The 20,519-nt window shown below is 37.0% G+C and carries 20 protein-coding genes; 5 read left to right on the forward strand and 15 right to left on the reverse strand.

Features of this window, described 5'->3' with window-relative positions; genetic code table 11:
- Positions 1-11: 11 nt before the first annotated feature.
- The 12 genes from dxr to folK all read right to left on the reverse strand — a co-directional run bounded on the left by dxr (position 12) and on the right by folK (position 10,655).
- Positions 12-1,169, reverse strand: a complete 1,158-nt coding sequence (dxr, locus tag D9V35_RS05580; RefSeq protein ID WP_122123711.1) for a 1-deoxy-D-xylulose-5-phosphate reductoisomerase — start codon at positions 1,167-1,169, stop codon at positions 12-14.
- A gap of 45 nt (positions 1,170-1,214) precedes the next feature.
- Positions 1,215-2,093 (reverse strand): phosphatidate cytidylyltransferase, encoded by an 879-nt coding sequence (locus D9V35_RS05585; protein WP_162988592.1) that lies wholly within the window; start codon positions 2,091-2,093, stop codon positions 1,215-1,217.
- Positions 2,086-2,859, reverse strand: a complete 774-nt coding sequence (locus D9V35_RS05590; RefSeq protein WP_122123713.1) for an isoprenyl transferase — start codon at positions 2,857-2,859, stop codon at positions 2,086-2,088. The genes D9V35_RS05585 and D9V35_RS05590 overlap by 8 nt, the downstream gene beginning before the upstream one ends.
- 25 nt (positions 2,860-2,884) lie before the next feature.
- Positions 2,885-3,406, reverse strand: coding sequence for a ribosome recycling factor (gene frr, locus D9V35_RS05595; protein ID WP_231504077.1), 522 nt, complete (start codon positions 3,404-3,406; stop codon positions 2,885-2,887).
- Positions 3,407-3,493: 87 nt separating this feature from the next.
- Entirely contained in the window at positions 3,494-4,237 is a 744-nt protein-coding gene (gene pyrH / locus D9V35_RS05600) for a UMP kinase (RefSeq protein ID WP_110438157.1), read from the reverse strand.
- Positions 4,238-4,351: 114 nt separating this feature from the next.
- The gene (era, locus tag D9V35_RS05605; RefSeq protein ID WP_122123714.1) at positions 4,352-5,236 is read right to left on the reverse strand and encodes a GTPase Era; all 885 of its coding nucleotides are present in this window, start codon (positions 5,234-5,236) and stop codon (positions 4,352-4,354) included.
- Entirely contained in the window at positions 5,236-5,988 is a 753-nt protein-coding gene (gene rnc, locus D9V35_RS05610) for a ribonuclease III (protein WP_110438159.1), read from the reverse strand. The genes era and rnc overlap by 1 nt, the downstream gene beginning before the upstream one ends.
- Complete coding sequence (lepB, locus tag D9V35_RS05615; protein WP_122123715.1) at positions 5,985-6,845, reverse strand: signal peptidase I; 861 nt, start codon at positions 6,843-6,845, stop codon at positions 5,985-5,987. The genes rnc and lepB overlap by 4 nt, the downstream gene beginning before the upstream one ends.
- 70 nt (positions 6,846-6,915) lie before the next feature.
- Positions 6,916-7,338 (reverse strand): holo-ACP synthase, encoded by a 423-nt coding sequence (acpS, locus tag D9V35_RS05620; RefSeq protein ID WP_122123716.1) that lies wholly within the window; start codon positions 7,336-7,338, stop codon positions 6,916-6,918.
- A 16-nt stretch (positions 7,339-7,354) separates the two neighbouring features.
- Positions 7,355-9,622, reverse strand: coding sequence for a RelA/SpoT family protein (locus tag D9V35_RS05625; RefSeq protein ID WP_110438162.1), 2,268 nt, complete (start codon positions 9,620-9,622; stop codon positions 7,355-7,357).
- A gap of 70 nt (positions 9,623-9,692) precedes the next feature.
- On the reverse strand, positions 9,693-10,100 hold the full coding sequence (rpoZ, locus tag D9V35_RS05630; protein ID WP_110438163.1) for a DNA-directed RNA polymerase subunit omega: 408 nt from the start codon (positions 10,098-10,100) through the stop codon (positions 9,693-9,695).
- Between the two features lie 57 nt (positions 10,101-10,157).
- Positions 10,158-10,655, reverse strand: coding sequence for a 2-amino-4-hydroxy-6-hydroxymethyldihydropteridine diphosphokinase (gene folK, locus D9V35_RS05635; RefSeq protein WP_122123717.1), 498 nt, complete (start codon positions 10,653-10,655; stop codon positions 10,158-10,160).
- Between the two features lie 179 nt (positions 10,656-10,834).
- On the opposite strand from folK, the gene D9V35_RS05640 reads away from it, so the two are divergent.
- The 4 genes from D9V35_RS05640 (at position 10,835) to D9V35_RS05655 (ending at position 14,357) form a co-directional block, all read left to right on the forward strand.
- Positions 10,835-11,380, forward strand: coding sequence for a LabA-like NYN domain-containing protein (locus tag D9V35_RS05640; protein ID WP_110438165.1), 546 nt, complete (start codon positions 10,835-10,837; stop codon positions 11,378-11,380).
- A gap of 62 nt (positions 11,381-11,442) precedes the next feature.
- On the forward strand, positions 11,443-12,078 hold the full coding sequence (locus D9V35_RS05645; protein WP_122123718.1) for a uracil-DNA glycosylase: 636 nt from the start codon (positions 11,443-11,445) through the stop codon (positions 12,076-12,078).
- A gap of 387 nt (positions 12,079-12,465) precedes the next feature.
- Positions 12,466-12,714 (forward strand): hypothetical protein, encoded by a 249-nt coding sequence (locus tag D9V35_RS05650; protein WP_110438167.1) that lies wholly within the window; start codon positions 12,466-12,468, stop codon positions 12,712-12,714.
- A 173-nt stretch (positions 12,715-12,887) separates the two neighbouring features.
- Positions 12,888-14,357 carry a PepSY-associated TM helix domain-containing protein gene (locus D9V35_RS05655; RefSeq protein WP_122123719.1) on the forward strand — a complete coding sequence of 490 codons (1,470 nt, stop codon included), beginning with the start codon at positions 12,888-12,890 and terminating at the stop codon, positions 14,355-14,357.
- A gap of 331 nt (positions 14,358-14,688) precedes the next feature.
- On the opposite strand, the gene D9V35_RS05665 is transcribed toward D9V35_RS05655, so the two are convergent.
- From D9V35_RS05665 to D9V35_RS05675, 3 genes are all read right to left on the reverse strand, one after another.
- Positions 14,689-16,182: a Ppx/GppA family phosphatase gene (locus D9V35_RS05665; protein ID WP_122123721.1), complete on the reverse strand. Its 1,494-nt coding sequence runs from the start codon at positions 16,180-16,182 to the stop codon at positions 14,689-14,691.
- 43 nt (positions 16,183-16,225) lie between these two features.
- Positions 16,226-18,295, reverse strand: coding sequence for an RNA degradosome polyphosphate kinase (locus D9V35_RS05670; protein ID WP_240993411.1), 2,070 nt, complete (start codon positions 18,293-18,295; stop codon positions 16,226-16,228).
- A gap of 258 nt (positions 18,296-18,553) precedes the next feature.
- On the reverse strand, positions 18,554-19,294 hold the full coding sequence (locus D9V35_RS05675; RefSeq protein WP_122123723.1) for a P-loop NTPase family protein: 741 nt from the start codon (positions 19,292-19,294) through the stop codon (positions 18,554-18,556).
- A 109-nt stretch (positions 19,295-19,403) separates the two neighbouring features.
- Between D9V35_RS05675 and purM the strand changes: the two genes are divergently transcribed.
- Complete coding sequence (gene purM / locus D9V35_RS05680; protein WP_122123724.1) at positions 19,404-20,519, forward strand: phosphoribosylformylglycinamidine cyclo-ligase; 1,116 nt, start codon at positions 19,404-19,406, stop codon at positions 20,517-20,519.

The raw sequence follows: 20,519 nt of genomic DNA on the forward strand, positions 1-20,519 counted from the left end.
TATTTCTTAGATTAGTTATTGTAATTGTTCAGCCACTCTTTTGCGCAACGTCGAGCTTCCATATCCCAATGCAACACATCTTCTAGTGAATTCGCCGTCGGTGCACCAAGTTTTTGCATGACGGTTTCAACTAGAACCGCTATATGAAGAAAACGAATTTTTTCATGAAGAAATGCATCAACTGCCACTTCATTGGCTGCTGATAGAATAGTTGGCGCACATTTACCAGCTTTCAAGGATTCACGCGCCAATCTTAAAGCTGGAAATCTTGTTTCGTCAGGTGCTTCAAAATCCAACTTTCCTGCCTTGGCAAGATTCAATCGTTCAACATTTGAATACATTCTCTTCGGCCACGCCAGAGTGTGAGCAATTGGAATTCTCATATCTGGAGAACCAAGTTGTGCCAAGATACTTCCATCTTCATATTGTACCATACTGTGTACAATGGATTGGGGGTGGATTAAAACATCAATTTTATTCTCGCTTACGGAAAACAACCTAGCCGCCTCAATAATTTCCAACCCTTTATTAAACATTGTTGCTGAATCAATGGTAATCTTGGCACCCATCGTCCATGTCGGATGTTTTAAAGCCTGATCTAGTGAAACATTTTTCATCTCTTCAAGGGAAAATTTTCGAAATGGCCCACCAGAGGCGGTAAGAATAATTTTTTCGATTGCATTATATTGTTTGTCCGCCATTGACTGAAAAACGGCATTATGCTCGGAATCAACAGGAAGTAATGTCGCGCCGGCCTCTTTCACGGCCTTTAACATTACATCTCCAGCTGAAACCAAGGCCTCTTTGTTAGCCAAGGCAACATAACGACCGTTTTTAACGGCGGCCAAAGTTGGTTCCAAGCCAATGGCACCGGTAATAGCCGCCATTGTCCAATCAACAGGAATAGCTGCCGCTTCCAAGACAGCCTGACGTCCCCCCATTACCTTTACAGGAAAAGAATTCAGCAATTCTTTCAATTGTGGTAAAAATTGATCATCTGCAATAACAGCATATTCAGCATTAAGCTTAATTGCCTGTTCAGCAAGTCTTTTAAAATTCTTGCCCCCAATCAAGGCAATCGTTTTGAACGCCTGGGGATCTTGCAACAAGAGATCAACTGTCGAACACCCAATACTTCCTGTACAACCCAATATTGAAACCGTCTTCATTTCCTGAAAATCCTCTTCATGTCCAAAACCAGAATGCTCCCTTTATTATTTAAACAAATATAAAGGTATATTAGGTTTTATATTAAATATTAATTGATTATTAGCTAGCGATCCACCATTCCATTTGACACCCTCTATTTCAGATGGCAGGAAGAAAGTAAGAAGAGCAACCAAAATTGATACTGTCAACAAAGCATCGCAACGATCCAGAACCCCCCCATGTCCCGGAATGATTTTGCCTGAATCTTTAACACCTAAAATACGTTTAAGTTTACTTTCAAGCAAATCACCAATTTGCGCCATAATACCGATAAGAACACTCAAAACACATCCGATAAGATAGGAATGTTCAATTCCTTGATTCAAATATCCAATGATACAGGCACCGACGCAGCCAGCACCAATCAATCCACCTATAGCCCCTGACCAGGTTTTGCCAGGAGAGACAGAAGGAATAAGTTTGGGACCACCAACAAGTTTTCCAACAAGATAGGCACAACTGTCACTTGCAATAACAACCGAAACAATCCAGATGATCATCCAAGTTTGAAAGCCTGTCATAAACCGTAGCCATAATAAAGATAAACCAGCGCCACCGATAATCACTGATCCCAACCATAATTGCGGTCCAAAGATAAAGGCAAACCCCAATATGATATAAAGTGATTGTGTCCACATCCCTTCAAGGGCGGCGCAATAGGCTATAACCGGCCAAAATAAAAACAGACATCCTTTAAAATTTTTATAACTTATTTTAAAAAGATTTTCCCATTCATATACCATTACGATACTTATAATGGAAATCATACCGATGTAATACCATTCACCCCATACGATACAAATCAAAGCAACAGGAACAATAATCACTGCAGAAACAATTCGTACAGGCAAATCCTGCCAGGAAGCTTGTTGATTATTATTCACTATCTTCTAATCCCGGTCTGACACCAAAACGTCGTTCCCGACGAATATAAATATCTATAACCCTATCAAAATCCTTTTTGTCAAAGTCTGGCCAAAGCGTATCAATGAAAATTAATTCAGCATAAGCGGCCTGCCATAAAAGAAAATTCGATAATCTGCTTTCACCACTTGTTCGTAAAATAAGATCTGGATCTGGTATATCTGCCGTAAAAAGATATGATGCAAATAAATCTTCTGTTATGTCCCGTAAATCAAGCAACTTGTCAACCCGATCCTGACAAATTTTCTTAACTGCCTGAATAACTTCTCCTCTCCCTCCATAGGAAAGAGCTAAAGTCAGGACAAGCGCATCATTATTCTTTGTCAAATATTCCACTGCATGCAAATCGTTTTGAAGATTTTGATCAAAACGTGTAATATCACCAATTATACGAATACGAATATTCTGCTTATGAAGCTTTTTAACTTCGCTTTTAAGGTAAAATTTCAAGAGGCCGGTTAAATCTGAGACTTCCTCTGGTGTTCTTTGCCAATTTTCAGAAGAAAACGCATAAAGAGTCAACCATTTTATCTTTTTTTCAATAGCAAATTCTATACTGCGTTTGACCGCCTGTGCACCTGCACGATGTCCGGCAATTCTCGGCAACCCTCTTGCAGTTGCCCAACGACTGTTGCCATCCATAATGATCGCAACATGTTGGGGTATTTCACAATCATCCATTGTTGATGATATTTTGACATTATCATGAACAGTAGGTAAAACCATTAATTATCAACCTGATGTTTATGATCTATACCTGTTTAATGTCACGTTCTTTTTCAGCAAAAACCTCATCAATTTTATTGACATACTGATCAGTTATTTTCTGAATTTCATCAGACCAATCTTTTACATCATCTTGGCTGATTTCACCTTTTTTTTCAGCAGCTTTGGTTTTGTCCATTCCATCACGACGAACACCCCTCACCGCAATTTTTGCATTTTCAGCATATCGGCTTGCAGCCTTAACCATTTCATTACGTCGCTCTTCAGTCAACTGTGGAATAGGCACTCTAATTAATTGCCCGTCAGGAATAGGATTTAATCCCAACCCACTTTCCCTTATCGCCTTGTCTACAGCGGATACTAGCGTCTTGTCCCATATTTGAACAGATAACATTCGTGATTCTGGCGCTGTAATGGAAGCGACCTGAGTAATTGGTGTAATGCTTCCATAAGCATCAACGCGAATAGGCTCCAGCAAGGCCGGAGTTGCACGTCCTGAACGCAACCCTGCCAGATCATGCTTAAAAGATTCAATAGCACTCTGCATACGTCGTGTCAGATCCTGCTTTAAACTATTAATATCATCAACCACATCAACACCTTTTAAAATTATTAAGATTATTTAATTTATCTTTTACTTATGATTTGAAGAAGAAGCAACCACTCTGGTACAAACACCATTCCCCAATAACACATTTTCAAAATTGCCCTCTTTGTGTACATTAAACACTATCATTGGCAACTTATTATCCTGAGCCAGACTAAAAGCCGTCGCATCCATGATATTTAATTCCTTGATGAGAGCCTCAGAATAGGTGATTGTATCATATCTTTTGGCATCAGGATTGTTCTTGGGGTCGCTATCATAGACACCATCAACCTGTGTCCCTTTCAGCATAATATCACATCCCATCTCTATGGCTCGCAACGCTGCAGCTGTATCCGTAGTAAAATAGGGATTTCCCGTACCCGCCGCAAAAATAACCACCCGTCCCTGTTTTATATGTGAAATGGCCTTGTTTCTTACATAATTTTCTGCAATCTGAGGAATATCAATCGCCGACATGATACAGCTTTCAATATGATGCTGTTCCAAAACATTATGCAAAACAATTGCGTTAATCACTGTAGCCAGCATTCCAGCATAATCACCATGAACACGATCTATTCCCTTGGAGGCTGCAGTCATGCCACGAAAAATATTGCCACCACCGATTACCAAACAAACTTCCACACCAGACTTAACAACATTGGCGATATCGCTTACAATAGCGTTTGCAACTTTTGGATCGATACCATAACTACCTTCACCCAGTAAAGCCTCACCTGAAATTTTCAATAAAACTCGTTTAGGAACAATTTTTTCTGAAGAAACCATTATAAATTCACATTGTAAATAAAGTTTTTTTAAGTGGTTAAAGATATTATATCAGCCATTAAAATTTTGAAAGAATGAAAATAAATTTTAATTGATTAACAAACAATGCTTACCCTATGAAAGATCAAGCCCTATGGCTTTTAATCGATTATTTTCACTATCCCAATTCTTTCTTTCCTTAACTGTTAAAAAAACGTGACATGGCCGTTCCAATAAACGAGAAAGTTCTTTTCGGGCCCGTTCACCGATCATTCGTATTTTTTGTCCTTGATGCCCAATTATAATCGCTTTGTGATTGGGTTTAGAGACATATATTACCAAATCAACCCGTATTGAATGATCAGATTTTTCTTTGAAACTTTCTGTTTCAACGGTTATTGCATAAGGAATTTCTTCATGAGTCTTCATAAAAATTTGTTCACGCACCAACTCGGCAGCAAGCAACCGGTCTGGCAAATTGGTCAAATCATCATCTGGATATAGCCATGGCCCTTCAGGAACCTCTTTTGCCAGTGCTTCTATTAAATCATTTACACCATTCCCCTTTTTCGCACTCACCATAAAACTACGTTCTATTGAAAGTAAACTATTAACCTGATCTGCAAGAGGTAACAGTTTCTGGGGGATAATTTTATCAATTTTATTTAATACCAACCAAATACGGCGGCTAGTTTCCTTCAATTTTTGAATTATAAGGTTAATCTCTTCATTTAATCCATTATGTGCATCCAGAATAAAAAGGGTTATATCTGAATCCACCGCACCGGTCCAGGCATTTGAAACCATCAATTCGTCCAGACGTCTTTTAGGCTTAAATATACCTGGTGTATCGACCAAAAGAATTTGAGATTGCTGATGCATAACAATTCCCAATATCCTCATTCTTGTTGTTTGTGCCTTGGGGCTGACAATTGACAATTTCGCCCCTACCATTTGATTTAACAAAGTTGATTTACCAGCATTTGGTGCGCCTATTAATGCAACAAAACCGCAACGCATCACTTATTACCCTGTCTCTTGATTTTATTAACCTTATTTAGTTTGCCCAGCAAATCCTTGGCTGCCGCACTCTGTGCACTTCTTTTGCTTCCCCCTTTACCTTGTCCCTCCATATTTTGTGCCTTGACGTTTATAATAAATACAGGCGTATGGGACGGACCCTCCTGGGAAACCAATTCATATACTGGTAAAGGCAATCCTCTTGTCAACAGCCATTCTTGCAATGCTGTTTTTGAATCTTTGGGAGGCAGCGCCTGCGCTTTCATAATATCAACCCATAATTTACGGACGAATTTTCTGACAGGTTCAAGTCCTCCATCAAGATACATCGCCCCCAAAATAGCCTCTACAGCATCAGCCAGAACACTTTCGGTATAATTGACCCCGGCTTTTTCTTCATGTGACGCAACATGAATACTGTTATGAATTTCAAGTTTTGATGCTATTTTTGCCAAAACTGTTTTGGACACAAGATTAGCATGACGAGGTCCAAGATCACCTTCCTGCTCATCCGGAAAACGTTCCAATAACCATTCCGCCATCACCAATCCTAAAACACGGTCACCAATAAACTCCAACCGTTCATTTGACCGGGCTCTTTTCCTTTTTTTATGTGCATATTTTTGCTCATACACTGCGGAACGATGGGTTAAAGCCTTTCGGAACAATGACTTTTTTACAAATTCATATCCCAGTTTATTTTCAAGTTCTTTTTCAGAAGAATTCAGGGAGTTAATAGTTATTTTTGTCATTTTACCACTTTAAACAATCTATCCCAACGTATTTCAACTGGCCAATACCAAAATTGCCAAACTGGATGCTGACTATCATAAGAATAAAAAATAAACTGCACTTTCCCGATTAAGTGATCAATTGGGACATATCCAAGATAATCTGGCGAATTAGGATCTGTGAATCGACTGTCCGCACTATGTTCACGATTATCACCCATAGCGAAAAAATGTCCCTGAGGCACCTTGTAGATAACAGTATTATTTACGTTTAATTCCCCATTCCATAAATAGGGAGATTGTTCATATTCATCAAAATCTTTTTGCAGAATATCGTGTTTAACAATTTTACTATTGGCTGGTAGGAATTCAGTAAATCGATGATCCACTTCAACAGGAACAGAAGAATTCTCTTTATAGTGATATTTTCCTCTAAATTGACGTTCAACGGCCTTGCCATTTACGTATAAAACACTATTTTTTACCTGAACAGTATCTCCCGGCAAACCAATAATTCTTTTTACGTAGTAATCGTAGGGAGGCTTAGTACTTCTGAAAACAGCTACATCTCCTCTTTTCGGAGCTTTATACCATAGCCTGCCTTTAAGATCCGGATGATAGAAAGGTAAGGAATAGCGAGAATACCCATAACTATATTTACTAACAAAAATATAATCCCCAACCAAAAGGGTCGGGATCATTGAACCAGATGGGATATTGCAGGGCTCGAATAGTAAAATGCGTATAACAAGAATAATAAGACCACCCCAAAAGATAGTAGAAATCAATTCCTTGATCTGATGCCATATTGAAACATGTTTTTCATTATTTCCTGTATCTTTTACAGGTTTATTTATCTTATCCTGATTATTTTCCATATAAACATTCTATCTTGTTAAATTCCTGATTAGGTGCCCGATTTAGATGCGGTATTTCAAAGTTTCACGATCACTGTTCATTTACGGTATTCATTGGAAGCATTTCAATAATAACTTGCGCAAATGCATAAGGATATTCATCACTCATGGTCAGTAAAATATTCGTTTTTTTATTTTTATCAATTAATTTTTGTAAAGATCTGAAAGCGCCATTATATAATCTTAATGTTGGTTTACCTTTTTCGTTATTGACAATTTCAATATCCTTGTAAAAAACCTCTTCTGTAAATCCCGTACCCAATGCCTTGGCACAGGCCTCCTTTGCTGCCCACCGCTTGGCATAAGTTCCAGACTTAAGTTTGTCTGATCGCATTTCAGCCTTTTTTATCTCTTTATCAGTAAATATACGATGAAGAAAACGTTCCTTATGGTGTGTAATGACTTTTTCAATACGACGAATGTCACATAAATCTGACCCAATACCAATAATCACTTTATTTCTCCATTAATCATGAACATGATCGTTCAACATGAACAATCCCCTTGACCATTTGCAAACCATTGATAACCTGATTTAAATGTGTAAGGTCTTTAACTTCCACATCCAAAAGAATTTCGATGAAATCCATATGTCGGTTAACAATTTTCAAATTTATCAAAGAGCCATCATACTGAACAATACGATTGGCAATAGTTGCCAGAATGACGTTGTCGTTTTCCGCTACAATTTTAATACGCGCTGTATAATTTTTCTGTCTATTCACCTGGTTTAATATATCATAGTCCCAATCCAAACTCATAAAACGTTCTGGGGTAGCAGAAAAACTGTTTAATGTTGAACATTCCTTGCGATGAATAGTGATCCCCTTACCTGTTGCAACAATACCAACAATGGCATCATCGGGAATTGGATGACAGCAACCCGCAAAATGAACCACAATTCCCTTATCCATACCTTTCAATGGGGAAGAGAATTTATGATCGTCTTTATTTTTATTTTGGCTAATACGGCCTTTATCGCTTAACCCGGGCACAAAACGAGGGGCACGTTTAATAGGTTTTAATTCTGGGTAAGCAACATATACTATATCTTTGGCAGAAATATTATCACTACCCACCGCTATATATAATTCATCAAGAGAGGTTTGTTTAAAATTCTTCAAAACAGTTTCAAGAATTTTTTGTGATCCATCAACACCTTCCTGCCGAAAAGCCTTAGCCAACGCAACGCGTCCAGCCTCCATTTTTAATTCTTTTTGTTGATTACTTACAAAATGACGAATTCGAGCTCTCGCTTTTCCAGTAACTACAAATCTTTCCCAGGATGGAGAAGGGTTACCTTCCCGTGCAGTCATAATTTCCACTTGATCACCATTTTTTAATTTTTGGCGCAAGGGGATAAGTCGTCCATTCACTTTTGCACCAACACAACGATCCCCAACCTGACTATGAACCGCATAGGCAAAGTCGACAGGTGTCGCTCCTCTTGGTAGCTGGATCAATTCCCCTTTCGGTGTGAAACAAAAAACGAGATCCTGATATAATTCCAGCTTCGTATTTTCCAAAAATTCATCTGGGGCTGTTGAATCTTCAAGAATTTCAAGAAGATCCTGAACCCAGCGTAATTTTTTCATCTTGGCAGCAATGCCAATAACCTGGTCATTATTTTTACTGTTTTTGTTAATAATCGGCAGCTGCTTATATATCCAATGAGACGCAACACCATTTTCAGCAATATCATGCATCTCTCTTGTACGGATTTGAATTTCAATTTTCTGATTGCGAGGAAAACGCAAGGTTACCCCCGTATGAATACTCTGATAACCATTGGCCTTGGGCGCTGAAATATAGTCTTTAAAACGTCCGGCTACAACAGGGTAATGACTATGCACTATACCAAGGGCTGTATAACAATCCTCTTTGGTTTCAACCACAATTCGAAATGCCATTATGTCGGAAAGCTGTTCAAAGGTAACCTGCCTTCGCTGCATTTTTTCCCAAATAGAGTAACAAGATTTTTCCCTTCCCGTTACCTCGACCTGCTTCAACCCACCCTTTTGGCAGATTGCCTTAAGCTCGGCACAGACTTCCTCAATAATATCTGCACCCTGTCCACGCAAGAAATTTAAACGCGCTTTAATAGAAGCATCTGCCTCAGGTTCCAAAACAGAAAATGCAATATTTTGCAATTCCCTTTTCACATTATCCATTCCGATACGTTCAGCCAATGGCGCGTAAATATCCATTGTTTCACGAGCAATACGCTGCCTACGATCTAGTCTTTGAACATAGTGTAAAGTACGCATGTTATGCAGACGATCAGCAAGCTTGACAATCAATACACGTATATCCTTGGACATCGCCAAGACAAGTTTACGAAAATTTTCAGCTTGTTTTGTCTTATCAGATTGTAATTCAAGCCTTGTCAGTTTGGTAACGCCATCCACCAAATCTGCAACAACCTTGCTGAATTCTTTTTCTATAAATTCTCGGGTAATTTCTGTATCTTCTATCGTATCATGCAAAAGACCTGTTACGATAGAGGCAATGTCAACTTTCATATGAGCCAAAATATTTGCCACAGCCAAAGGATGTGTAATATATGGAGCCCCATTGTCACGATACTGTTTCTCGTGTGCTTGAACAGAAATTCTAAAAGCTTTCTCTACACAAGCAACATTCGCCTCCGGCTCATATTTCCGAATACGATCAATTAGTCCAGCGCAATCAATTTGATTGCTTTCACTCAAGGCTATGGGAAAGCTGATATTTTCCACTTATAATCCAAAAATTAAATGACACTCTTATTTAATTTTATAGATTATAAAACTGAAAAATAAAATTAAATTATTCCTCTTTATTTTCAGAAGCCATACGACGACGATCCAATTCATGCATTATTTGATTAATGTTCTCAAAGGAATTTGTCGGTTTAGCCTGTTCTTCCTCGATTGAAACATCTTGAAGGCCAAAGATATTTTTTTCCGCTGGGATCAGATCTGCAACCTCTTCCTCCACTGGTTCAGGTTCAGGAGCACGAGTCAGGGTACGGATAATATCATTTTTAATTGTTGCAAGATCAATTTTTTCATCTGCAATTTCTCTTAGGGCAACCACTGGATTTTTATCATTGTCACGATCTATAGTTAACGCCTCACCTCTTGAAATGTTGCGTGCTCGTTGTGAAGCATAAAGCACCAATTCAAAACGATTAGGAATTTTTTCAACACAATCTTCTACAGTAACGCGTGCCATTCAAATTAATCTCCAGATTCAAAAGGATTTTACCAATATCATATTTTTATCAAGAAATCAAATGTAAGGTTCAATACCCTGATCAGGTGGTAGTTCTGATATTAATTCATCAAGTGATTTCTTGCTTTCGGGATGAACCCAATTTGGCAATACATCTTTTAAGGGATATAAAACAAAAGCCCTTAAATGTGCCCGTGGATGCGGCACGATCAATCGTGATGAATCTTTGATGATTTTGTTATGATATGCGATTATATCGAGGTCAAGCGGGCGAGATTCATTTATCTTTTGACGTATTCTACCTGCTTTGTCCTCCAAATCATTTAAAATTGACAGTAAATCTTCGCATGGAATTTGACTATCAAACAATATGACACCATTTATATATAAAGGTTGAGATGACGGCGGAATTGGTGTAGTTTGGTACATTGGAGAAACGATCATGGAGGTATCATTAAGTTTTTTACCCAAATAATAAAATGCTTTTTGACACATTTCATAAGGGTTGTCTCCCCATGCTCCTGGAAGGTTGCTTCCTACTGAAATAATAATCATAGTTTTGTAATAATTACCTAAATAAATAAATTTACATCACAAGGATACAAAATATCTCGCCTTTTAATGTAAAATTGATATAACCTATAAAATGTTGATATAACTGATAAAACAAATTATGTATAACGATTTTTATTCTTATTTAACTCCTGCTTTCAAAAATTTTAAGGTGCTTATAAATGTTTCTTAAAAATAATGAAAAGGTCTGCTTATTTATCGATGGAGCAAACCTTTATTCCGCATCACGTAATCTGAATTTTGATGTCGATTACAGAAATTTACTCAATTTTTTTAAAAAACAATGTAACGTCATTCGTGCCTATTATTATTCTGCCGTCCTAGATACAGAAGAATATTCTCCATTAAAACCCCTGACTGACTGGTTGGCCTATAATGGGTTTCTTCTGGTTACCAAGAATGCCCGTGAATTTACAGACCAAAATGGTCGGCGAAGGGTAAAAGGAAGCATGGATATTGAATTGGCTGTCGATATGATGGAAATTGCTCCAAAAATTGATCATGCCATATTATTCAGTGGTGATGCCGATTTACGACGCCTTGTTGAATCCGTTCAACGACAGGGGGTACGTGTTTCTGTCGTATCTTCTATCAAAACCAACCCACCCATGATTGGTGATGAATTAAGAAGACAAGCCGATCAATTTATTGAATTAACAAGCATTGCACCCGAGTTCACTCGACGGCCAAATGAAGCCCAACAATAACTATACATAATCTTTATATCCAATTTTATTACAGTCTATTTTTTCAAAAAATATTTGATTTCATGATAAATTTAACACCTGACATAAATTGTAGCATTTGTCCTCGTCTTAAAAATTTTAGAGAAGAAAATAAAGAAAAATTTCCTACAGGCTGGAATGCACCTGTTCCAACCTGGGGGAATATTGATTCAGAATTACTTATTGTTGGTCTAGCTCCGGGATTAAAAGGGGCAAACTTGACCGGGCGTCCTTTCACGGGAGATTATGCAGGCATTTTACTCTACAATACTCTTATCAAATACAAATTTGCCTCTGGAACTTATCAGGCTGATCCCAATGATGGTTTGACCCTGATCAATTGTAAAATCTTGAATGCCGTTCGTTGCGTACCACCTCAAAATAAACCCACAACGCAAGAGGAAAAAAACTGTCGCCCTTATTTGAAATCAGCAATTGAAAATATGATGAATTTAAAAATTATTTTGGCGTTGGGTGTAATTGCACATAACAATATTTTGTCATGTTTTAACATTTCGAATTCTAAAGTGAAATTCAAGCATGGACAATATATTCAACTAAATGAAAAAATATCGCTGGTCGACAGCTATCATGTATCAAAATATAATACGAGTACCAGATTATTAACAACGGAAATGTTTGAAAATTTAATAGAATCTATTCACGTCAAACTTGATTAGGATTACTTTCTCCTTTTTAAAAAAAATTGAAAAATAATTATCAAGATCATTATTACAACTAATAATCCATAAACAAATAACGGGAATATTCCAAGAGCCATCTCTACTGTCATAACTTAAATTCTACAGTTTTTTACAAGTTATAATATTTTCTAAATAAAATAACCCATTTCAATTAAAATAAAAAATTTTGTTTCTAAAAATTGCAATAAGTTTTTGCTGATATTTTTATCTACTCATTCTTATTTAAAATATTCAAATATACTCTTTAATTTTATTAAATAAATACCTTTATTAAAAGAAAACAAATATAACTAAATTAAAACTACAAACAACCTTTATAAAACAAAACACAAATCTTATACTTACACTATGATAGGAAATACTATGCCTTCTAAAATAAATGTAAGAGATATCCCCGTACAAAACATTAATTGTGGAAATATCATTTTTTATCTTGATCAACTATGGAAGGTCATAAAAATAAGATATTCCCTTAAAAATTCATGCATCAATTTTCATGCCATAAGACAAATCAATAATACAGACACAACATCTCTTGAAAATATAGACAAGGATATTATCCAATTGCAAAGAGTTCCCGAGGCTTCCATCACAATTGTTGAAAATACCTAACTTATTACTTATCAGCCATCTGAATTCTTTTTTATATATAAATGTTTCATTATTATTATAATTATTATTTATATATAAAAAATTTAAATTCCTCTATAATAATGTCAAGACTATTGCTTTTTTATTATTTCTGATAATAATAATTATTATCATTAAGCGTTACAAATCATATTATGCATCAAAAAACTTTATTCTTGATAAAATCCATTCATCGCTGGATAGGGCTGGCAGGTGGATGGTTTCTTTTTATAATTATTATTTCAGGCAGCCTAACCTTATTTGATAGTGAAATCAATCAATGGATGCGGCCAGAACTTGCACGGGTCAAACCGGCCCCCCTTTCCTCCAAGGCACTGGATAATGCCTACAAAATTTGGACATATAGCCAAAATATGCCCAAAAATTTAATTAAACTTCCCTCTTCTCGCGATCCCTATCTATATGTTTCCTATTTAAAGGGCAATATAAAACGCAATATTGTTCTTGACCCTCATGAAGGGAATATTATTCCAGTCCGAAATACAGCAGGCGCTTCATTTATCGTTTCCATTCATAAAAAACTATATATGAATCCTAGATATGGACAATTTATTTTACTTATTGTCGCTTTTTTCTTTATTCTTTCAATCATTACTGGTGTGATTTTACATTATAAACCCTTTATCAAAATGCTTTTTAACCTTCAGGTCAAGGCTGCCCCCCTTCGACAACAACTTAATTATCATACGTCCATTGGAATAATTTTCTTGCCATTTCTTTTTATAATAGCATTAAGCGGTTTTTTATTCATCATTCCTCATTATCTACCTTCTCCTCATCCTCAATCAAAACCTGAAAATATATATAAAGACAATCTGAACACATTATCTAAACAAAATTTACTCAATTTAGTTAATGAAACTGAACGTTATTTTAATAATCCCGCAGGATTCATTTTTTTTACTCCTAAAGAAATAAAAATAAGTGAAGCGAACAATAGTCATCTAACCAGTTTTAAAAATCTAGTTGGTTTTGATAAAACTACAGGAAAATTAACATCACATTCTTCCTTATCCCCCATGTTTGGTTATCCTGAAAAAGTTATTTTTGGCATTCATATGGCCAGGGCAGGTGGAGCCATATTCAGAACTATCAATTTTATATTAGGATTGGGCAGTGCGTTTTGCATAGCTTTTGGTCTTTTATATTATTCTAATCGCCATAAAAATAAACTTTTTACAAACAAAATAACCTATATTGGATATAAAACAATTGAAGGAATTAATACTAGCGTCATTATGGGAACTCTTATAGGATTCATATCTCTTTTATGGATCAATCGATTTATTCCCTTTGATTTTCCAAACAGAATCCATAATGAAATTTTTTTATTTTTCACAATATGTCTTCTTGTCTGCATTTACGGTTTTTTATCAGCATATTTTAACTATACAAATCATGCCTTAAAAAAATTAATGACAATATTCAGCTATCTCTGTCTACTTCTTCCTATTATGGATCTGTTATTCAATAATATCCTGATAAAAGCCTCGTTACTGAATGGAAATTTCCTTTTTATAAAAATGGATGGCACAGTTTTTATTTTAGGTATTGTTTCATTATTGTTTTGCTCATATTTAAATAAAAAATCTTATCTATCATGATCATACTTATTATAACGTTAAATATTCTTGGCATATTCGTTTTTGCTGGCAGTCTGAAGAAATTTCAAGATAAACTACCAAAGCAGTATTCAAACGAACAAATAAAATATTATTATAAAATTATCAGTGTGTTGCTTATATTTTGCAGCTTTATACTTTGTCATTTATGTTGGAGGAAGATAGGCTGGATAATTGGGGTCAACCTGACTTCCATCAATGCGCTTGCGGTCACTATCGTGATAAGTTACTTTCCTCAATTTTTTTTAAAATGGAATGATAAATTTCATTCTATATTTGCTTCATAGTCAGGCAAGTATCTATATAAATTTATTCATTTATGGTCAGGCAGTAATTTCGTATCAAGACCCATCAATTGACCTAATCGGGACAAACGACGTGAGACTGTCTCACTGATAACAGCATCCAGATGATGATAATAATATAATGTAAGTTTCTTTTTCCCAACTTTTAACCGTGTTCTCAACAAAAGGTTGGGAAGATTTCCTGATAATGTATATGCCAATCGAAATGCCAGTCCCAATATTACGGCCTGTTCATAATGTTTAGGAGAAAGAATTTTCTTGGAAGCAGACAGGAATTTATCATTCATGGTGGCATCATAACGTATCGCAATTGTCAAGGCCAAGAAGGCTCGCAACTGATGGTCAAACGCCATGCCGGCCATTCGTAAAATACGATAATAAGCCTGCTCTTTACGATAGGCTGGATGGTCATGACAACCACAATCAGAAATCATACAGGCTACCCAGCGTTTTTGCTGCATATCCTGATCTTCATTATTAAAAAGTGAATCTGTCCACTTGATCAGAGCGGAAGGAAATTCCTGTACACGACCCAATCGTTTACAAACATCTAAAGCTGCAGCTTCTTGTGGGTTTTGATTACGATTATTTTCGGCAATAACATTTCGCATATACCAACCTTCCCGAACCCCCTCTGCGCAAAAAATAATTTTTGACGGTTTCAAAATCATTAATAACTGTTTCAACACCGTGGCGGCATATGGTAAATCGTTTAACCTTTTATGAATTAAGGCCTGTGTATTTAAATTTCCATCTTTTAGCTTAAGTAAAATCCAATCCACAAGAATTTTTGCTTCATTATAAGAAAGCGTGTAATAATGAACGATACAAATCGGATAAGAAGTGTATTCCATATATAATTGTGCCATTGCCCGAAAAGCGCCACCGACCAAATATAATTTTTTCTTTTTGGATTCATGCAACCATTTAACCGATTTTATATCCCTACCCGCAATAATATTCGCTTTTGGAATTTTCTTGCCTGCACGATCCATCAGGCGAATAACACCCAAAGACAAGGTTTGGGCATTATATCGCTGCTGATTTGAAATTTGCACCAGCTCCATAGAGCCACCACCAATATCCGCAACAACACCGTCCGCATTCGGAATACTGCACATTACACCTGCAGCGGCATAATCTGCTTCCTGTTCGCCAGTCAATATTTGAACAGGTACACAAGGCATCCATTTATGCAACTTTTTTAAAAATTCATGTCCATCATCTGCATCTCTAACCGCTGCAGTCGCTAGGACAACAAATGGATCCGCCTTCATTGTCGTGGCAATTGCATAAAACCTTTTAAAAACATCTTCGGCTAACAAGACACCTTGCGGATTGAGTTTACCTGTTTTTTCCAACCCGCTTCCCAATCTAAGTGTGGCTTTTTCATTAAAGATAATTACGGGATTACGCTCCCTTCCTTCAAAAACAACTAAACGAACGGAATTCGAGCCCAAATCTACAATTGCTGATCGTATTGAGGAAGAGGAATGGATCATTATTATTTCCTTTGAGGCAAAAAAAATTATAGCAGATTATAGTCTAATCCAAAGGTCTTGTATCCAACGAGGGATTCTCCATAAAATAGTTATGTGCGGAAAAAGGAGGTTCCGAAGATTCAAGACGTTTCCATTTTTTATCCCTCCCCAATTGCCAAGACTGCATATTATCTTTCAGATTTGCAACCATTAACTGATTTAAAATTTTATAATGAATATCTTCTGGCAAAATAGGTATCATTTCCTCGATCCGACGATCCATATTTCTTTCCATCCAATCTGCAGAAGACATATAGACTTTAGCCGATCTTGAAGGAAGCTCGTACCCGTTTCCAAATACAAAGACTCTGGCATGTTCAAGAAAACGGCCAACAATTGATTTGACAAATATATTTTCAGAAAGATTTTTGATACCCGGACGAAGACAGCAAATTCCTCGAACAATTATATTTATTTTTACACCTGCACAAGACGCCTCATATAATTTGTCAATTAATTGTGGATCCACAAGAGAATTCATTTTAAGCCACATCGCACCCGGTTTGCCTGCATTTACAAAAGCAATTTCATCATCAATCAATTCATTTAAGGTTTTACGGATGGTTAGAGGTGAAAACGCAATTTTTTCCATTTTGTCAGGACGTGCATATCCCGTGACATAATTAAATAATTTGGCCGCATCACGCGTTAATTCGGCATTACAGGTAAAATAGGATAAATCAGTATAAATTTTTGCTGTAATCGGATGATAATTGCCAGTGCCAAAATGGGCATAAGAGCGTATGTTTCCCCCCTCTCTTCTAACAACAAGACTCAATTTTGCATGGGTCTTCCAATCGGCAAAACCGAAAACAACCTGCACACCGGCTGCCTCCAAATCCCGTGAAAGACGAATATTGGCTTCTTCATCAAAACGGGCCCTTAATTCAACAATGGCTGTTACGGAAATTCCATTTTCTGCTGCCTCAATTAAAGCTTTGACAATGGGACTGTCCCGGGATGTTCGATATAAAGTTTGTTTAATGGCTAAAACCTGAGGGTCTTGAGCCGCCTGACGCAAAAACTGAATCACAACATCAAAACTCTCGAAAGGATGGTATGCCAACAAATCTTTTGAACGTAACAGGGCAAAACAGTCCCCGGCACTTTCCCGAATACGCGCGGGAAGATGAGGTGCATAATATGGAAAAAGGAGATCTGGCCTGTTATCAACAATGAGTTGCTTAACATCCACCAATCCCAGTATTCCCTTATGAACCGTCACCTCTTCCGGAGGCACTTCAAGAGCATGGGCAACTATTTCACCAAGTTTTGGAGGGAAATGTTCATCGATATCCAAATGAATCACAACCCCGCGTCTTCTTCTTTTCAAGGCTGTTTCATAGGATCTCACCAGATCCTCCGCTTCTTCTTCAAATTCGACATCTGTATCACGAATAACGCGTAACAAGCCATAATTCGCAATTTTGTATCCAGGAAAGATCGATGAAATAAATATCCTAACCAAATCCTCCAATAAAACAAACCTTTGAATTTTATTGCTACATAACGATAAAGGCAAAGGTATAAAACGCAACAGCTGCGACGGCAATAAAATCATAACATATTTGCGGCTGCTATTTTGGCTAATCAATCTTAAAGCAATTGCGAGATTTAAATTCGGTATAAATGGAATGGGATGGGCAGGATCCAAGGCAATAGGGGTCAGGATTGGAAAAATACGCTCCATAAAAAATTGATGTAACCAAGCCAGATCTTCCTTGTTCAACTCTTCTGCCTTACAAACAATGATACCTGAGTCACTCAATAATTTTATAAGTTCATGATAGATCCGTTGCTGGTCACTAAATAGTCCCTTAACCCTTTCCTGAATGGCAACTAATTGTTCTGCAGGTGTTAAACCATCAGGAGAAAGTGCTATCAACCCCTCTCTCACTTGACCGGTCAGTCCCGCAACACGTACGGAATAAAATTCATCAAGATTGCTTGCGCTAATGGATAAAAAACGTACCCTTTCCAAAAGTGGATTATGTTTATTTTCGGCTTCCTCTACGACCCTTTGGTTAAAATCAAGCCATGATAATTCCCGATTAATAAAACGCTCATAATCCATTTTGATATTATTAGATATCTGAATACTGTTTCGCTGCTTAATTTTACGACCCGACTGTTTCACAGTAATTTTATTTTGTGTCAAATGATTGATATTCGATATATTTTTACGATTTTTTTGGATCATGTAATATTACTTTATACTGAATTATTTGCATTAAAAATTATTTTATTAATTTATCAATTTTAACACAATTTTCTCTAGTTTTTTCAAATAATTCAAAATCACGTTTAATTATAACATATTATTTCTATATCATTATAAAATTGACAATTCATCAAGAATTTTCATGACCAGATTCCTGGTCATTCCCCCCTGTTCAACAAGGGTTATTTCATCTAACCGTTCAATAAACTGACGTACAGCAAAAGCTGTTCTTGGTAATCGTAACTGAATAATATCCATAATGGACGTTGGAATAACCAATTGCCTGTCAGCTACTAACCGAAGAAATAAAAGCCGTAATAATTCCTCTTCAGGTTGTTCAATTTTAATCGCTATGATTGACCGTAATCGACTAGCCAAATCGGGCAACTCAACTTCCCATCGAGCTGGTGGGGAACGCCCTCCTAGAACAGTTACGATCCGCAACTCTTTGGTCATGTTTAAAATATGCAACAATGAATGAAAATCAGTGACTAGATCGGCATCATCTATAACAATGGCTTTTATTTCTTTATTTTGTAATTTTTCCGACCAATATACAGAAGAGGTTTGTTGTAAAGCAGAAGCTGGAATATATAATGCCTGTTCCCTTTCCGCCCATATTTGCAATAAATGCGTTTTACCTGTTCCTGAATCTCCCCATATTGCCAAACGTCGATCTGGCCAATCTGGCACATTGTAGGTTGTTTTACTGATCCCAAGCCAGGTCCGTGCAGCAAAATTTGAAGGTGAATTTATAAAATCTGAAGAAATAAAACGAGGCTTATAGGTAAAGGGTAAAGCGAGCTGCCTTGACGTATTAAAAAAACAATTTTGTTTATTTTTTTCCTGCATTACTACTTTACCAAAATTCAATCTATCCTATAAACCCTATTATGGTGTAAAACTATCCTATAACCATTTCAAGATAAACCTATAAAGCAAGAATAGAGGCTGCTTAATAATGAAGTCAGATTTTTCTGAGAATACAGAACTAAATAACCAGCAGGATGAAATCACCTATGAAAATGCTGGTGTCAGTATTGCCACAGGGGATGCATTGATCGAAGCTATAAAACCGGTTGTCTCCCAAACTCATAATAATGGTGTTATGGGTAATCTGGGCGGATTTGGTGCGTTATTTGACTTAAAAGCAACCGGCTATCTAGATCCAATTCTTGTTTCAGGAACCGATGGGGTTGGAACAAAGCTTTTGCCCGCAATCGAAACAGGGCTGTGCGACAATATCGGATTTGATCTAGTTGGAATGTGTGTGAATGATATCGTTGTGCAAGGTGCAAGACCTTTGTTTTTTCTCGATTATTTTGCCACCGGAAAATTAGAGCTTGATCAGGCACAACGTGTCATACAAAGTATCAGTAAGGCCTGTGAAGCAAGTGGCTGTGCCTTGATTGGTGGCGAAACAGCGGAAATGCCGGGGATGTACAAGGAAAAGCATTATGATCTGGCCGGATTCGCCGTTGGAGCAGTTGAAAGAGATCAGATTCTACCCAAAAATATCACTAGCGGTGATAAAATTATCGCTTTGACATCAAATGGTGTTCATTCCAACGGATTTTCCTTGGTACGCTCAATTGTAAAAGCCCAAAACCTGTCATGGGACGATGTGGCACCTTTCGATCCCAACCAGTTTCTTGGAGAGGCATTACTCGCCCCGACACAGCTTTATGTAAAACCTGTACTAAAACTTCATGAGGCTGGTCTACTAAACGGGGCCGCCCATATTACAGGCGGTGGAATTGTCGGCAATCTTCCACGTATTTTGCCAGACAATCTTGTGGCTGTTGTTGACGGACAAAGCTGGCCCATGCCACCAGTATTTTCATGGCTGGCCCACGCTGGCAACGTTCAACCAGAGGAAATGCTGAAAGTATTTAATTGCGGTATTGGCATGATATTGATCACATCAGATTTTGAAGCCGTGAATAAACTACTTAATGATACCGATGTCCAGGCTTATATCATTGGCCAGATTGAACCAAAAACCGAACTCGATAATGATCAACAGGTATTCTTCAGCGACCTACCCGATTTTACCTTTATTCCTGAAATTGATTAA

It is taken from the genome of Commensalibacter melissae, from assembly GCF_003691365.1.
In the GTDB taxonomy this organism is placed as follows: Bacteria; Pseudomonadota; Alphaproteobacteria; order Acetobacterales; family Acetobacteraceae; genus Commensalibacter; species Commensalibacter melissae.

Excerpts from the sequence above, each read along its gene's own strand:
- dxr (WP_122123711.1), bottom strand. The coding sequence starts at position 1,169 with ATGAAGACGGTTTCAATATTGGGTTGTACAGGAAGTATTGGGTGTTCG.
- D9V35_RS05590 (WP_122123713.1), bottom strand. The coding sequence starts at position 2,859 with ATGGTTTTACCTACTGTTCATGATAATGTCAAAATATCATCAACAATG.
- frr (WP_231504077.1), bottom strand. The coding sequence starts at position 3,406 with ATGCAGAGTGCTATTGAATCTTTTAAGCATGATCTGGCAGGGTTGCGT.
- pyrH (WP_110438157.1), bottom strand. The coding sequence starts at position 4,237 with ATGGTTTCTTCAGAAAAAATTGTTCCTAAACGAGTTTTATTGAAAATT.
- era (WP_122123714.1), bottom strand. The coding sequence starts at position 5,236 with ATGCGTTGCGGTTTTGTTGCATTAATAGGCGCACCAAATGCTGGTAAA.
- rnc (WP_110438159.1), bottom strand. The coding sequence starts at position 5,988 with ATGACAAAAATAACTATTAACTCCCTGAATTCTTCTGAAAAAGAACTT.
- lepB (WP_122123715.1), bottom strand. The coding sequence starts at position 6,845 with ATGGAAAATAATCAGGATAAGATAAATAAACCTGTAAAAGATACAGGA.
- rpoZ (WP_110438163.1), bottom strand. The coding sequence starts at position 10,100 with ATGGCACGCGTTACTGTAGAAGATTGTGTTGAAAAAATTCCTAATCGT.
- folK (WP_122123717.1), bottom strand. The coding sequence starts at position 10,655 with ATGATTATTATTTCAGTAGGAAGCAACCTTCCAGGAGCATGGGGAGAC.
- D9V35_RS05640 (WP_110438165.1), top strand. The coding sequence starts at position 10,835 with ATGTTTCTTAAAAATAATGAAAAGGTCTGCTTATTTATCGATGGAGCA.
- D9V35_RS05645 (WP_122123718.1), top strand. The coding sequence starts at position 11,443 with ATGATAAATTTAACACCTGACATAAATTGTAGCATTTGTCCTCGTCTT.
- D9V35_RS05650 (WP_110438167.1), top strand. The coding sequence starts at position 12,466 with ATGCCTTCTAAAATAAATGTAAGAGATATCCCCGTACAAAACATTAAT.
- D9V35_RS05655 (WP_122123719.1), top strand. The coding sequence starts at position 12,888 with ATGCATCAAAAAACTTTATTCTTGATAAAATCCATTCATCGCTGGATA.
- D9V35_RS05665 (WP_122123721.1), bottom strand. The coding sequence starts at position 16,182 with ATGATCCATTCCTCTTCCTCAATACGATCAGCAATTGTAGATTTGGGC.
- D9V35_RS05670 (WP_240993411.1), bottom strand. The coding sequence starts at position 18,295 with ATGGATTATGAGCGTTTTATTAATCGGGAATTATCATGGCTTGATTTT.
- D9V35_RS05675 (WP_122123723.1), bottom strand. The coding sequence starts at position 19,294 with ATGCAGGAAAAAAATAAACAAAATTGTTTTTTTAATACGTCAAGGCAG.
- purM (WP_122123724.1), top strand. The coding sequence starts at position 19,404 with ATGAAGTCAGATTTTTCTGAGAATACAGAACTAAATAACCAGCAGGAT.